Annotated in this window: 15 protein-coding genes; 10 read left to right on the forward strand and 5 right to left on the reverse strand. The window is 33.4% G+C overall.

What is annotated here, in order from left to right:
* Both feoB and GSH73_RS02325 read left to right on the forward strand, forming a co-directional pair.
* A complete protein-coding gene (feoB, locus tag GSH73_RS02320; protein ID WP_200866656.1) occupies positions 1-1,815 on the forward strand; it encodes a ferrous iron transport protein B in 1,815 nt (604 codons plus the stop codon).
* A 12-nt stretch (positions 1,816-1,827) separates the two neighbouring features.
* Positions 1,828-1,980, forward strand: coding sequence for a FeoB-associated Cys-rich membrane protein (locus GSH73_RS02325; protein ID WP_014757042.1), 153 nt, complete (start codon positions 1,828-1,830; stop codon positions 1,978-1,980).
* A gap of 15 nt (positions 1,981-1,995) precedes the next feature.
* Here GSH73_RS02325 and GSH73_RS02330 read toward each other — a convergent pair whose 3' ends face one another.
* The 3 genes from GSH73_RS02330 to GSH73_RS02340 all read right to left on the reverse strand — a co-directional run bounded on the left by GSH73_RS02330 (position 1,996) and on the right by GSH73_RS02340 (position 4,581).
* A complete protein-coding gene (locus tag GSH73_RS02330; protein ID WP_014757041.1) occupies positions 1,996-3,159 on the reverse strand; it encodes a pyridoxal phosphate-dependent aminotransferase in 1,164 nt (387 codons plus the stop codon).
* On the reverse strand, positions 3,156-3,644 hold the full coding sequence (locus tag GSH73_RS02335; protein ID WP_014757040.1) for an Lrp/AsnC family transcriptional regulator: 489 nt from the start codon (positions 3,642-3,644) through the stop codon (positions 3,156-3,158). Before GSH73_RS02335 ends, GSH73_RS02330 begins: the two co-directional genes overlap by 4 nt.
* A gap of 79 nt (positions 3,645-3,723) precedes the next feature.
* Positions 3,724-4,581, reverse strand: coding sequence for a DUF2156 domain-containing protein (locus GSH73_RS02340; protein WP_014757039.1), 858 nt, complete (start codon positions 4,579-4,581; stop codon positions 3,724-3,726).
* A 155-nt stretch (positions 4,582-4,736) separates the two neighbouring features.
* On the opposite strand from GSH73_RS02340, the gene GSH73_RS02345 reads away from it, so the two are divergent.
* The 3 genes from GSH73_RS02345 (at position 4,737) to GSH73_RS02355 (ending at position 8,292) form a co-directional block, all read left to right on the forward strand.
* Positions 4,737-5,471, forward strand: coding sequence for a class I SAM-dependent DNA methyltransferase (locus tag GSH73_RS02345; protein ID WP_014757038.1), 735 nt, complete (start codon positions 4,737-4,739; stop codon positions 5,469-5,471).
* A 73-nt stretch (positions 5,472-5,544) separates the two neighbouring features.
* Complete coding sequence (locus tag GSH73_RS02350) at positions 5,545-6,681, forward strand: THUMP domain-containing class I SAM-dependent RNA methyltransferase (RefSeq protein WP_014757037.1); 1,137 nt, start codon at positions 5,545-5,547, stop codon at positions 6,679-6,681.
* Positions 6,682-6,840: 159 nt separating this feature from the next.
* Positions 6,841-8,292 carry an amino acid permease gene (locus GSH73_RS02355; RefSeq protein ID WP_051408266.1) on the forward strand — a complete coding sequence of 484 codons (1,452 nt, stop codon included), beginning with the start codon at positions 6,841-6,843 and terminating at the stop codon, positions 8,290-8,292.
* 231 nt (positions 8,293-8,523) lie between these two features.
* Here GSH73_RS02355 and GSH73_RS02360 read toward each other — a convergent pair whose 3' ends face one another.
* Together GSH73_RS02360 and GSH73_RS02365 are read right to left on the reverse strand one after the other, a co-directional pair.
* Positions 8,524-9,276: a DUF4367 domain-containing protein gene (locus tag GSH73_RS02360; RefSeq protein WP_014757035.1), complete on the reverse strand. Its 753-nt coding sequence runs from the start codon at positions 9,274-9,276 to the stop codon at positions 8,524-8,526.
* The gene (locus GSH73_RS02365; protein ID WP_014757034.1) at positions 9,273-9,830 is read right to left on the reverse strand and encodes an RNA polymerase sigma factor; all 558 of its coding nucleotides are present in this window, start codon (positions 9,828-9,830) and stop codon (positions 9,273-9,275) included. The genes GSH73_RS02360 and GSH73_RS02365 overlap by 4 nt, the downstream gene beginning before the upstream one ends.
* A 428-nt stretch (positions 9,831-10,258) precedes the next feature.
* On the opposite strand from GSH73_RS02365, the gene GSH73_RS02370 reads away from it, so the two are divergent.
* From GSH73_RS02370 to GSH73_RS02385, 5 genes are all read left to right on the forward strand, one after another.
* Positions 10,259-11,074: an Rpn/YhgA-type helix-turn-helix domain-containing protein gene (locus GSH73_RS02370; protein WP_014757033.1), complete on the forward strand. Its 816-nt coding sequence runs from the start codon at positions 10,259-10,261 to the stop codon at positions 11,072-11,074.
* Between the two features lie 289 nt (positions 11,075-11,363).
* Complete coding sequence (locus GSH73_RS02375) at positions 11,364-11,999, forward strand: hypothetical protein (protein ID WP_160175236.1); 636 nt, start codon at positions 11,364-11,366, stop codon at positions 11,997-11,999.
* A 183-nt stretch (positions 12,000-12,182) separates the two neighbouring features.
* On the forward strand, positions 12,183-12,413 hold the full coding sequence (locus tag GSH73_RS02380) for a helix-turn-helix domain-containing protein (RefSeq protein ID WP_038068473.1): 231 nt from the start codon (positions 12,183-12,185) through the stop codon (positions 12,411-12,413).
* Between the two features lie 57 nt (positions 12,414-12,470).
* Positions 12,471-13,022 (forward strand): hypothetical protein, encoded by a 552-nt coding sequence (locus GSH73_RS13390; RefSeq protein WP_038068477.1) that lies wholly within the window; start codon positions 12,471-12,473, stop codon positions 13,020-13,022.
* 193 nt (positions 13,023-13,215) lie between these two features.
* The gene (locus GSH73_RS02385) at positions 13,216-14,031 is read left to right on the forward strand and encodes an Rpn family recombination-promoting nuclease/putative transposase (RefSeq protein ID WP_160175254.1); all 816 of its coding nucleotides are present in this window, start codon (positions 13,216-13,218) and stop codon (positions 14,029-14,031) included.
* The last annotated feature ends 115 nt before the right edge of the window (positions 14,032-14,146 follow it).

Raw genomic sequence — 14,146 nt, forward strand, 5'->3', positions numbered from 1 at the left:
ATGGTAGTTTCGGATGCAAAACGGATGATAACTGCTGCTTTGATTGGCAATCCCAATGTTGGCAAGACAACTCTTTTTAATTTGCTTACGAGATTAAACCAGCATGTGGGTAATTGGCCTGGTGTCACTGTTGAAAAAAAGGAAGGTTTTATAAATGACAATGTAAAAATCGTCGATTTGCCGGGCATTTATGCAATGGATACTTACTCCAACGAAGAAAAAATCTCCAAGTCTTTTCTGGAAAATGGCAATGTGGATTTGATATTGAATATAGTAGATGCTTCAAATCTTAAGAGAAATTTGTACTTAACTATGCAACTTAAAGAATTCAACATACCTATTGTACTGATACTAAACATGGTGGATGTTGCTGAAAATAAGGGCATAAAAATTGATTATGAAAAATTGTCTAGATTGCTTGATGTCATGGTTGTTCCGATTGTGGCTTCGAAAGGAAAAGGTGTAGACAAGCTGGAGGAACTTTTGCTAAACGACATTTTTTCTAAGACAAAATATGATAATGATAATCAATATCGTAATAAATTGCATTTTAAAAGCGAAGCCGAAACGTATAAATATATAGAAGGCGTTTTATCACAATGTGTTGCACATACATCTGAAAATACGGTTACTATCACAGAGAGATTGGACAAAATCCTCATAAACAAATTTTTGGCATATCCGATTTTGGTAGCTATCGCATATTTTATTTTTCAGTTTACTTTTAGTTGGGTTGGTCAGCCTTTAGCTGATTTGTTAGATACTTTCGTCAATGATTGGTTTGCTCCGCATGTTGATATATTGTTATCTGGCACAAGCAGCTGGTTTAAGTCGCTTATTGTAGATGGCATCATTGGCGGTGTAGGCTCAGTTATAGTATTTCTTCCTGTGATATTATCATTATTTTTGTGCATATCTTTTTTAGAAGACAGCGGGTATATGGCGAGAGTAGCATTTTTGATGGATAAGATAATCCGAAAGATGGGCTTATCTGGAAAGGCATTCATTCCGCTTATAATTAGCTTTGGGTGCAATGTCCCAGGTTTGATGTCTACGAGGACTTTAGAGAGTGAGAAGGACAGAAAGTTGACGGCTCTTCTTTTGCCGTTCATGTCTTGCAATGCCAGATTGCCTATTTATCTGGTCATGGCTGGCGCTTTGTTTAGAGGTCACGAAGCCTTGATTGTGGCATCATTATACGCATTAGGTGTAGTTGTGGCGTTTTTTGTAGGCATACTTTTCAAGAATACCATATTTAAGAAAGATGATGAACTTTTTATAATAGAGCTTCCTGAGTATAAGCTGCCTGAACTTAAGTCGTTGGCAGTGCATACGTGGGAAAAAGGCAAGGGATTCTTAAAAAAAGCAGGTACTATAATCTTTTCTGTTTCGATTATTGTCTGGATTTTATCAAACTTTAATTTCTCAGGTATGACAGAAATAAACAAAAGTTTTATTGCATATATAGGAAGATTCATAAGCCCTATCTTTATACCGTTAGGTTTTGCTTCATGGCAAAATTCAGCATCGCTTCTTACAGGAATAATGGCTAAAGAAGTGGTAGTAGGGACGATGGGGGTCATATACGGTGGAAATTTGACAAAGGTTTTGCCGACGGTTTTTACACCGATTTCAGCAATTAGCTTTCTCGTCTTTGTGCTTTTGTATACACCATGCATATCTTTAATAGCCACCATGAAAAAGGAATACGGTGGGAAGATGGCATCATTTTCTGTAGCGTATCAGTTAGTTTTAGCTTGGCTGGTTTCATTTATAGTCTATAATGGCGGCAATTTGATTTTAAAAATTTTTTGAGAGGTGATTTTTATGGTAGTTGAAATAATAATTACGTCTATAATAGTAGTTTCAGCGGTATTTATATTGTATAAGAATATAAAGAAAAGCACTTCTGGACAGTGCAACTGCGGCAGTTGTTCTTCCAGTTGTCCTAAATTTTCTGCAGTAAAGCAAAAAAAGTAGGGAAACCTACTTTTTTTAAAATATTTTTTTAGCAAAGCTTTCTATTCTTTCAAGCGCTTTCATTATCTTATCGATAGAATACGCATAAGACACCCTTATATAACCGTCTCCTCCGGGTCCAAAAGCATCTCCTGGGACAACGGCTATTTTTTCTTCTTTTAAGAGTCTTTCGCAAAATTCTTGAGATGAAAGACCTGTTTTTTTAATTGAAGGGAATATATAAAAAGCTCCCTTTGGTTCAAAGCAATCAAATCCTATTTCTCTGAAGCCATTTACTATGAGACGCCTTCTTTGATCGTAAGTTTTACGCATTTTTTCTATATCGCCTTCGCACTCGTATATAGCTTTTATGCCTGCGTATTGTGCCATGATGGGAGCGCATATCGTCGTATACTGGTGAATCTTATTCATGGCTTCTATGAAGCTGTGTTCTGCTGCTATGTATCCCAATCTCCAGCCTGTCATTGCAAAGGCTTTTGAAAAGCCGTTTAAAACTATAGTTCTTTCCTTCATATCAGGCAGTGAAGCTATGCTTACGTGTTTTCCGTCGTAAGTGAGTTCACTGTAGATTTCATCGGATATTACGATAAGATCATGCTCTATTATTATGTCTTTTATCGCTTCTAAGTCCTCTTTTTTCATGATAGCGCCTGTGGGATTATTTGGATATGGCAGTATAAGTGCTTTTGTCTTACTGGTGATTTTTGATTTCAAATCATCAGGTGTTATTATAAAATTGTTTTCTTCATAGGTAGGCACATATACTGGTACTCCTCTTGTAAGCTCTATACAAGGTGAATAGGAAACATAGCTTGGCACAGGCACTAAAACTTCATCGCCATCATTTATAAGGCATCTAAGTGCTAAGTCTATGGCTTCGCTGGCGCCTACGGTTATCATTATTTCATTCTCAGGATCGTAATTTAAGCCGTAATGATTTTTTAGAAAGAATGATATGGCTTCTCTTAATTCGAGGAGTCCAAGATTTGACGTGTACGTAGTAGTACCTCTATCAAGCACATCTATAGCTTCTTTTCGTACAGTCCATGGCGTCACAAAATCCGGTTCGCCAACACCGAGAGATATAATATCGCGAGAATTTGTAACAAGGTCGAAGAATTTTCTAATTCCGGATGGTGGGATGTTTTTTACTACATCTGAAATGTATTTATTATTCATGGTGTTACCACCAATCTTTTGTCTTCAGGACCGTCTGTGAAAAACACCCCATCTTGTTTGTACCTTTTTAATATAAAATGAGTTGTCGTGCTTAACACTCCATCAATAGGAGCTAATCTTTCTGCTACGAAAATAGCTATCTCTTTCATGGTTTTGCCTTCTACTTCTACGGATAGATCGTATCCGCCAGAGATTAAAGAGACAGATTTTACTTCATTGTATTGTCCGATTCTTTCAGCAATAGCATTAAAGCCCTGTCCTTGTTGTGGCGTGACTCTTACATCAATAAGCGCACGTACTACTTCCTTTTCGGTTTTTTCCCAATTGACCAATGTGCTGTACTTTAATATGACTTTTTCTTCTTCAAGGCTTTTTACTATATCCTTTACTTCATCTTCGCTGAGACCAGTGATTACGGATATTTGCTTGTCTGTCAAGCGGCTGTTTTCATGAAGAAGCTCGACTATATCCATCTTTTTAGACATTTATGACACCTCCTAAAAATAATGTTATGCACATTATAATATAAAAATTATGATAATTCAATCTGTTAAAGTTTTAAATTTACAACTTTCCTTTGAATTTTAAAATCATCTTTGCAGGGTGGTAAGACTTTTTTGCATACCTAAGCCCTGGTATTCCTAAATCTTGTTCTCTATTTATATATTTGTATTCATGCATTAACTTAGCAAAGCACATATTTATAAATGCGTACGCATCTTTTATCTCTGGGTTTGCCTTTTCTATGTGTGTCACTGCCGTTTCCGGATTTAATTTTTCTCCAAAAGAATACGCTTCTATTTTCCCGTTTATCTTTAATACAATTCCTTTTACATTAAAAAAATCGTAGTTTTCCAGCACTTTTTTTATTGCATCAAATTCTTTTAAGATTCCGGGATTTTCTTCTATGTCTTTTAAAGAAATCCATTTTTCAGTAAAATTTAAGCATTCTAAAGCATTTTCACTGCAAAGTTCCTCCAAAACATAATCATAAGTTCTCGTAAATTTGTTTATATGGTTCTTTTTATTGTGGTATTTCCTACCAGAAAGATTGATAAGGTCTTGTGTATTGTACACGTAGTCAAAATTGTCTTCGTCTGGTTCCATTTCAATATTAAAAATTTCTTTAATCTTACTGGCGGATTCATTGTCAAAACGAGTTAAATTGATTTCGGAGTAATCTTTTTTAAGCATTTCATAAAATTTTTCCAATGCATCTGATGTGTTTTCAGATGGACCTACAGGAGGAAATATGCTATTTCCTGAAGCAATCAAAAGACACCCATCAATTATTTCATATCTGATGTCGTAAACGTGATTCCACATAAAAAGATTTGTGAATGTATATTCTGATATTTCTGGCGGATATGCGCGAAAGTATTCATCAAAAACATTTTTGTCGTCTATGGATAATGGTTTCAACTATTTTCACCTCTTGGATAACAATTATTTATTGAATATAGTTATTTACACGTGTTAATATTATAACACAGAGCGGTTGAATAACAAAATTGACTTGTGTATTGTGATGATATAATATAGAAGAATAACGAGAAAAATAAATAAGAGGTGTTTTTATGTACGACGAATTTGCTAAATTTTACGATAGATTAGGTTGGGATTCGTACGCAAAAGAGCTGTGGCCAGATTTTAAGAGATTTTTAGACAAATCTGGTTTTAATGTCAAGACTATGTTAGATTTGGCGTGTGGGACTGGGGTTTTTTGCATAGGTGCTTTAAGAGATGGCATAAATGTGGAAGGCCTTGATCTATCTGAAGAAATGCTTAAAAAGGCAGTTGAAAATTGTAGAAAATACGGTTATGATATAAAGTTTCATCTTGGCGATATGAGCGATTTTGATTTGGGCAAAAGATTCGATCTTATAACTTGCACTTTTGATGCTATAAATCACATGACAGATTTTCAAAAGTGGAAATCTATGTTTAACTGCGTTAAAAGACATCTCAACGAAAACGGCATCTTCATGTTTGACATGAATACATTGAAAGATTTAAGCGATAATTGGAACAATATACATATAAGGAAGTATCCAAACGGCGATTACTATATTTCTAAAAGCATATCATTTGGCGATAATGCTTTTATAACATTTACCGCTTTTTTAAAGAAAGAAGGAAGGCTGTATGAAGAATATGAAGAAACAGTTCACGAAATCAGCTTTTCATTAGATGAAGTTGTGAATGAGTTAAAAATTGCCGGATTTAAAAGTGTCAATGTTATGAATAGAAAATTTGAAGTTGTTGAAGATGTAGATAGCTTAGACAGGGCTTTCATTTTCTGCAACATTTAATAATGATGTTGTGTGAACAAATAAGATTAGCTTTAAAATATAATTCTGGAATCAGTAAATGGGAGATAGTGATATGTCAAAGATTGAATTAATAGTGCCTACACTTTTTGGAATCGAATCAGTGACGGCCGATGAGATAAGATCTTTAGGTTATGATGATGTGAAAGTAGAAGATGGGAAAGTGACATTTGGTGGCGATATATCTGCGATATGTAAATCAAATTTGTGGCTAAGGGCTGCCGAGAGGGTATACATTAAAGTTGGTGAATTTACGGCTACTACTTTTGATGAGCTTTTTGAAGGTGTAAAGTCTTTGCCGTGGGAAGAATGGATTCCTGAAAACGGACAGTTTCCTGTCGATGGATACTCTCTTAAGTCAAAGCTTTTTAGTGTGCCTGATTGTCAGTCAATAGTGAAAAAAGCGGTAGTTGAAAGGCTTAAGAAGAAGTACAAAAGAGAGTGGTTTGAGGAAGATGGCCCAATATACAGGATAAAATTTTCTCTAATGAAGGACAAGGCTGTGCTTATGATAGATACAAGTGGAGAGGGACTTCATAAAAGAGGATATAGAGCGGTGTCAAATGTGGCGCCTTTAAGAGAAACTTTGGCTTCCGCCATGATAATGCTAAGCTATTGGAGATACGATAGACCATTTATGGATCCGTTTTGCGGTTCAGGTACTATACCTATTGAAGCTGCTTTAATAGGTGCAAATATGGCTCCAGGGCTATACCGACAATTTGAGTCAGAAAAATGGAGGCAGATACCAAAAAAGCTGTGGACTGACATGAGAAATGAAGCTTTTGATTTAATTAAAAAAGATGTAAAACTAAACATACGTGGATATGATGCGGATGAAGATGCGGTGAAATTGTCCATAAACAATGCCAAAAAGGCCGGTGTCAGTGACTATGTGAAATTTTCAAAGCGATCTTTGAAAGATCTAAAAACTGATGATGAATATGGCGTAATAATCTGCAATCCACCCTACGGCGAAAGGATGGGAGAATTAAAAGAGGTAGAGAAATTGTATAGGGAGATGGGGAAAGTATTTGCAAGGCTCGATACATGGTCATACTATATAATAACATCGCATGAAAATTTTGAGAAACTTTTTGGAAAGGATGCAAGCAAAAGAAGGAAGTTATACAATGGCATGATAAAAACCACATATTATCAGTATTTTGGACCAAGGCCGCCGAAAAATTGACGCATAAGCGTCTTTTTAATTTGTGAAAAAATTTTAATAGTTGTGAAAAAGTTATTTGCGGTTCAACATAATTTTAATTATAATAAAATAAAATATCTTATTTTAAATAATCAATCTAAAATAATTAAATCTAATTAAAACTGGGGGGATAAATATAAGATGGCTCGCAAGGGAAATGCTGGAAGTTCAAATATATTAAGAAAAAAATCTCTTGACATGATAATAGATGACACACAGGACAAAAAGCACGCATTGAAAAAATCTCTTAGTTGGTTTGATCTTATTCTTTTTGGCATTGGCGCCATAATCGGAACAGGTATTTTTGTATTGACTGGCGTTGCGGCTGCAAAATATGCAGGACCAGGTCTTATATTGTTGTTTGTTCTTTCAGGTATTGCATGCTCATTTGCTGCGCTAAGTTATGCGGAGTTTGCATCTACGTTTCCTGCAGCAGGATCTACGTATAGCTATAGTTATGTGGCGCTTGGTGAGATATTCGCATGGATCATAGGATGGGATTTGATACTTGAGTACGCTTTTGCTATACCTGCTATTGCCTTAGGGTGGTCAGGGTACTTTACAAGTTTGCTTCACAGCTTTGGCATTAACATACCTGTATGGGCTGCAAATTCGGCCAGCTCTGCACCTGGTGGAATAATAAATCTACCGGCTATAGGCATAGTTTTGCTTTTGGGAATAATCTTACTTTTTGGAACAAAAGAAAGTTCTATACTAAATAATATTGCTGTCATATTTAAAGTGATGGTGATACTGTTTTTCATAGCTGTTGCTGTATGGCATGTACATCCATCAAACTGGAAGCCATTTTTACCATTTGGATGGAAGGGAGTATTTTCAGGCGCTGCAATAATATTTTTTGCCTACATTGGGTTTGATTCTGTGTCGACAGCGGCTGAGGAGACGAAAAACCCAGAGAGGGATATGCCTATAGGAATTTTGGGTTCATTAGGAATAAGTACAATTTTGTATATAGCTGTTGTTGCAATACTCACAGGTGTTGTATCATATACAAAGCTTAATACGCCTGAACCTGTGGCATTTGCATTGACAAGCCTCGGAATAAACTGGGCATCAGGATTAGTTTCATTTGGTGCTATAGCAGGAATAACGACGGTTCTTTTGGTAATGATGTATGGACAGACCAGAATATTCTTTGCTATGTCGAGAGATGGACTTTTGCCTCCATTTCTTTCAAAGCTCCATGATAAGCATAAGACGCCTGTTGCCAGCACGATAATAGTTGCGCTATTTGCAGCAGTTGTTGCAGGATTTTTCTCTATCGATGAACTTGCAAAGCTTGTGAATATAGGAACTATGTTTGCTTTTGTACTTGTGTCGATAGCTGTTATTGTTTTAAGGTACACAAAGCCTGAACTTCCGAGAAAATTCAGATGTCCATTTGTGCCTTTAGTGCCTATCTTATCAATTGCGTCAACTGTGTTTTTGATGGCGTCGCTGCCGCTTGAAACATGGTTAAGATTTATAATATGGTTTGTATTAGGGATCGTCGTATATGTATTTTATGGATATAGGCACAGCAAGCTGGCACAAAATGATTACAAAGGTGTTGAAACTGAAACCCTTTATTAAAGAAGTTTGATTATAGAGCCTTGGATGACCAAGGCTCCTTTTTATTATGGGTGAATGGACATATATAGAGAAAATATGCCGTAAAATATCGCATAGTTTACGACTACGATTAAAAAGACTATAATAAATGCTTTAATAAAACTCTTCTTCAACATTAAATCCCCTCTATGTTAGTTTTTTCTCCATATATATTAGACAAATAAGCATTAATTTTGTTACAGTTAAAATAAATTATTTTTTCAGTTTGATGCTATTGGCAGCTTTTATTAGCTCATTCTTATCGATTTTCGACATCAAAGAGAATAAATTATTGTCTTTACGCCAGACGATGGTGTTTAATCCGTTTTTTTGAATCAAGATGCCCTCATAGCCGTTTATATCAATCTTTTGTGTTACGGCATTTTCTGTGTCAACCATCATGTCAGTGTTTTCATTTGAGCTTTGGCTGAAAACTATGAAATCACCTTTATCATTTGTGTATTGAATGATTTTGGTTACCTCCTGTGACTCTATCTTGCTTATCTTGAACCCATGTGGCACGTATGAAAGATAATATTCATTTTCCCAGTTGGATGGGACAAGCGATGTGGAAGAAGATGCATTAGGCTCATAGCTTTCTTTTAATTTTATGTCTGTATAATCTTTTTTGATTTCAATTATGAGGTTAAAGACGCGAGCTCTAAAAGCAGAAACAGTCGTTATCGCCACAGTGAAGCCAATAAAAACCACAAAGAAGAATATCGCGACTTTTGGGAAGGTCCTTTTCGCCGATATAAAGAATTTTTTGACTGCTTCTTTTCTTTTATGATGTTTTAGCATTTTTCTGATTTTAATGCCTAATTCTTTAGGATAAGGTATTTCTTCACCATTGGCTTCTTCCAGATCATTAATTATGTTGTTTACATGGCAAGCCCCTGCATATTCCAGCAATGCCTCAAATATTTTACTTTCAGATTTTAGCTTTTCATCGTAAAGGTCTTTCATATTTCCACATCTCCTTTATACTGATATAAAGCATCTTTAAGGCTTTGCCGCGCACGATACAGTCTTACTCTTACATTGTCTTCTGTGATGTTTAAAAGATTTGCGATGTCTTTATTGGAGTATCCGTAGTAGTATTTTAGAGAAATAATGTCTGCGTACTCTGTTTTCAGTTCTTTTACTTTTTCAGATACTCTTCTAAAAATGTCACCGTTTATTATTTTCTCGTCAAACGGCTCTGAGTCATCATGGAAAAACTCGTCTGCATCTTCAATAAATAAATTTTTTTGCCGCTTTATTTTGTTGTACATATTTATTGAGATGTTTCTAACTATAATAACAACTAATGCCCTTATTTTGTTACAGTCATAATCAGAAATTTTTTCGATGTAATTGATAATATTTATAAAAGCGGATTGGACAGCATCTTGTGACAATTGATAGTCATTTAAAATGTTGTATGCCACTTTAAACATATCCCTGCTGTATTTTACATACATGTCTTCGACTTTTTTTCTTTGACTTTCATCTGTAATTGTATCAAATAAGATAAACAATTTCCTACCTCCCTTGCCCATGCTTATTCTCAAAAATTTAAGCATGTCAAATAGATTATATCATAAAACTTTTTATGTGAGATATTTAACAAAAATTTTGTGAGAAAAATATGTTTTTGAAATACGGATAAACAGAAGTGTTATTTTATGATAATTATTCGTTTTATAATTATTTATTGAAGATATAAATATTCAAACTGTAAGCTCGAATTTAGGGAGAAAAACATGCCTACAATTAACGTAAATACAAATGTCTATTTTTACTATGAATACAATTCGTAGAAAATTTAAGCAAACATTTTAGAATAAACAAGGTTACATACAGTATTGTCACAAAATTTTGATATAAAAATGTTAGTAATAATCTGTATTTTTAATATTCGTATGATATAATAAAGGTAAGATGAAGAGAGATGGAAGGAAGAAGTATGAGCCAAAAATACGATATAACTATGAAAAATATTTTTTCTGATATGGCTGATGACATAATGAGATATTTTCTCGGACTCCAATACACAAAGGTTGATGAACTAAATATAGAATTTACAAGAGTAGAACGCAGAGACAGCGATATGATATTCAAATGCACTACTGACAAAGGAAATGTGGCTGTGCACATAGAATTTCAATCGGAAAATGATGAAAAGATGCCTTACAGGATGCTGAGATATTCCCTGGAGATAATGGAAAAGCATGATCTCTTGCCATATCAGATAGTAATTTATATAGGCAAAGATAATGCAAACATGAAAAGTAGCTTAAATTACGACTTTGGAGAACAGAACATATTAGACTATAAATACAGAACTATAAATGTTGGCGACATAAAATATACTGATGTTTTAAAGACAGATTATTATGACTTGTATTCGCTTCTTCCATTGATGGATCAAAATAGAAGGAAAGAAGAAGGAGAAAAATATCTGGAAAGATGTGTTGAGGCTATAAAAGATATTCCATTAGACATAAACAAAAAGAAAGACATAGCGTTTAAGGCAGAGATATTATCGGGTATAGTCTTTAAAAAAGAAGTTATTGAAAGAGTTTTTTCGGAGGTGATGAAGATGTTTAGGATTGAAGAATCTGAGACGTACAAAATGATAATAGAAAAAGGTATTGAAAAAGGCGAAAAAGAAAAAAGTATAAAAATAGCTAAAAAGTTGTTAAAAGAAGGTATGGATATTGACAGAATAGCAGAAATTACAGAGTTGACAAAAGAAGAGATAAAAAAATTGATGAATTAGGATCATAAACAGGCTAAATGCCTGTTTTTTTATATGGTTTATTTATGACCGAAAAACGGTCGCAATTTCGACAATAAATTACACATATTGACAAAGTATGGTAGAAAAATTGACCTAATTTAGCACCTTCCCAGATGAGGATAATTGGTTTATAATAACATTAACAGAAATTGGCGCCATTTCCTGCAGATTTTTATGCTAATATCGTACCACATTATTATGATGAAAAATTGGATTACACAACAAGCTGAGTATAATTATCGTAGGGGTGATAGGATAACTGAAGAATATGGCTGGAGGTGATTTTATAAAAAATAAGCACATAATAATTTTATGTTTAATAGCAGTAGTTGTATTGAGCCTTTTTATATATTATGATTACTACAGCTATAATAAAAGCCATTTTCAAATTTATCTATATCAAACAAACGGTGCACCTAATTTGAATTATACGACGAAAAGCAAACATTTTAAAATCAATACAACGATTGAGATTGGGAAAAATAATAATACAAAGACGAATGGTTTGGATTCTGCTGAAGACATCCAAAAAACACAAGATTCAAATGAATTCACTTCACTGAATTATACTATAAGAGTTGAGAACATTAGTAAGGAAAAATTAAATAACATTGAAATTGTTGCATTTCTTGATAAAGGGCTTGAGCCTTATGTAGTATCTGGACTTGTGTATTTTGGAACACCAATTCAACAGAGAATAGATTTAAATGTACCAAATGCAAAGAAAAAAGATAATTGTATTGATGTTAGCAGATCTACATGGCTACCCAATCTTTCTCAAATAGATGCAGATGAAAGGCAGAAAATATTAGATTCAATCAAAAAGCCTATAAAATTGATAATAAAATGGGACGGCGGGGAAGAAGACTTAATGCTGCAAAATTTTGATATAAAAATATATTGATGGCTCTCAATTGGGCTATTTTTTTATACCTAAAAATTTTTTTAAATAAACTGTAACAAATTCCTTAGAAATTTGTCTTATATTATATGGAACAAAAATTGATGAGTATATATATTCGCTGGCTGTAGAATGTAAAAATTTTAGAGATAATAATTCATAAACATTGCAAAAGGAGTGAAAAAGATGTTTTTAATGGAAACAAAACTTGATTATTTGGATATATTAATTTTAGCATCATTGGTTCGCAATGGAAGCAGAAAAGTGCTAGCAAATGATGTAGGCATATCAGAGAGGACGTTAAGAAGGCACATAAAAAAACTTTACACTTTGTTAAATGTTCAAAATGATATTAAGTTGGCATTAGCTGCTGTAAATGCTGGAATTGTCGATTCTTATGGCAATATATTAAAATAATTATAACTGCAAGATAAAGTACAAAATAATTTTTAGATTATAGAAGGAGATGTTTTAATGCCAATAAAAATTAAAAAGAAAACAATTATTTTCACAATTGTTGGAATCGTGATTGTATTACTGGGTTTGTATTTTATTTTTGCCCACAATGAAAATACCGCTAATTATACAAGTATATCAACAAATATGAAACAATTACAACAAGATGAAGAAAAATTTTTTCTTAACAATGTGCAAGTAAGCAATTTATCAATACAAAGGTGTCAAATGGAGGTTTCCGATAAAGTAGAACAGGGATTAAATTTTATTGTGACATACACACTACCTGGAATAAATAATGCTATAAAAAATCATAAAATTGGATTTCAAATAATATATCCTAAGAAATATGCAGATTTAATAGGGAGTAATATGACGACCATAGCTTATGTATATCCCAACAATAACAATAATCAGACAATGTCTTCTGCTTTTAGCATATATATGCCAGGCATTTATGACGATGAATTAGACAAATTGATAAAAGAACAGAATGATTTCACAATATACATTTACATCGATCAATTAAAGAAAAAAGAAATTACAGTCCATAACGATATTACAAACTAAATCAATTTATATGAAAGGCAGAAAATATTAGATTCAATCAAAAAGCTTATAAAATTGATAATAAAATGGGACGGCGGGGAAGAAGACTTAATGTTACAAAATTTTGATATTAAAATGTTAGAGAAATAATCTGTATTTTTAATATTCGTATGATATAATAAAGGTAAGATGAAGAGAAATGGAAGGAAGAAGTATGAGCCAGAAATACGATATAACTATGAAAAATATTTTTTCTGATATGGCTGATGACATAATGAGCTATTTTCTCGGTCTCCAATACACAAAGATTGATGAACTAAATATAGAATTTGCAAGAGTAGAACGCAGAGACAGCGATATGATATTCAAATGTACTACTGACAGAGGAAATGTGGCTGTGCACATAGAATTTCAATCGGAAAATGATGAAAAGATGCCTTACAGGATGCTAAGATATTCCCTGGAGATAATGGAAAAGCATGATCTCTTGCCATATCAGATAGTAATTTATATAGGCAAAGATAATGCAAACATGAAAAGTAGCTTAAATTACGACTTTGGAGAACAGAACATATTAGACTATAAATACAGAACAATAAATGTTGGTGACATAAAATATACTGATGTTTTAAAGACAGACTATTATGACTTGTATTCCCTTCTTCCGCTGATGGACAAAAATAGAAGGAAAGAAGAAGGAGAAAAATATCTGGAAAGATGTGTTGAGGCTATAAAAGATATTTCATTAGACATAAACAAAAAGAAAGACATAGCGTTTAAGGCAGAGATATTATCGGGCATAGTCTTTAAAAAAGAAGTTATTGAGAGAGTTTTTTCGGAGGTGATGAAGATGTTTAGGATTGAAGAATCTGAGACGTACAAAATGATAATAGAAAAGGGTATTGAAAAAGGAGCAAAAGAAGAAAAAATTTCAATAGCAAAAAAGTTGTTAAAAGAAGGTATGGATATTGACAGAATAGCAGAAATCACAGAGTTGCCAAAAGATGAGATAAAAAAATTGATGAATTAAGATAATAAGCAGGCTAAATGCCTGTTTTTTTGGTTTATTGATGACCGAAAAACAGTCGAAGTTTCGACAATATATTATACATATTGACAAAGTATGACAGAAAAATTGACCTAAT

It is taken from the genome of Thermoanaerobacterium aotearoense (assembly GCF_009905255.1).
GTDB classification, from domain to species: Bacteria; Bacillota; Thermoanaerobacteria; order Thermoanaerobacterales; family Thermoanaerobacteraceae; genus Thermoanaerobacterium; species Thermoanaerobacterium aotearoense.

What these genes read in the sequence shown, in the direction of transcription:
- feoB (WP_200866656.1), top strand. Translation starts at nt 1, where the DNA reads ATGGTAGTTTCGGATGCAAAACGGATGATAACTGCTGCTTTGATTGGC.
- GSH73_RS02325 (WP_014757042.1), top strand. Translation starts at nt 1,828, where the DNA reads ATGGTAGTTGAAATAATAATTACGTCTATAATAGTAGTTTCAGCGGTA.
- GSH73_RS02330 (WP_014757041.1), bottom strand. Translation starts at nt 3,159, where the DNA reads ATGAATAATAAATACATTTCAGATGTAGTAAAAAACATCCCACCATCC.
- GSH73_RS02335 (WP_014757040.1), bottom strand. Translation starts at nt 3,644, where the DNA reads ATGTCTAAAAAGATGGATATAGTCGAGCTTCTTCATGAAAACAGCCGC.
- GSH73_RS02345 (WP_014757038.1), top strand. Translation starts at nt 4,737, where the DNA reads ATGTACGACGAATTTGCTAAATTTTACGATAGATTAGGTTGGGATTCG.
- GSH73_RS02350 (WP_014757037.1), top strand. Translation starts at nt 5,545, where the DNA reads ATGTCAAAGATTGAATTAATAGTGCCTACACTTTTTGGAATCGAATCA.
- GSH73_RS02355 (WP_051408266.1), top strand. Translation starts at nt 6,841, where the DNA reads ATGGCTCGCAAGGGAAATGCTGGAAGTTCAAATATATTAAGAAAAAAA.
- GSH73_RS02360 (WP_014757035.1), bottom strand. Translation starts at nt 9,276, where the DNA reads ATGAAAGACCTTTACGATGAAAAGCTAAAATCTGAAAGTAAAATATTT.
- GSH73_RS02370 (WP_014757033.1), top strand. Translation starts at nt 10,259, where the DNA reads ATGAGCCAAAAATACGATATAACTATGAAAAATATTTTTTCTGATATG.
- GSH73_RS02375 (WP_160175236.1), top strand. Translation starts at nt 11,364, where the DNA reads ATGGCTGGAGGTGATTTTATAAAAAATAAGCACATAATAATTTTATGT.
- GSH73_RS02380 (WP_038068473.1), top strand. Translation starts at nt 12,183, where the DNA reads ATGTTTTTAATGGAAACAAAACTTGATTATTTGGATATATTAATTTTA.
- GSH73_RS13390 (WP_038068477.1), top strand. Translation starts at nt 12,471, where the DNA reads ATGCCAATAAAAATTAAAAAGAAAACAATTATTTTCACAATTGTTGGA.
- GSH73_RS02385 (WP_160175254.1), top strand. Translation starts at nt 13,216, where the DNA reads ATGAGCCAGAAATACGATATAACTATGAAAAATATTTTTTCTGATATG.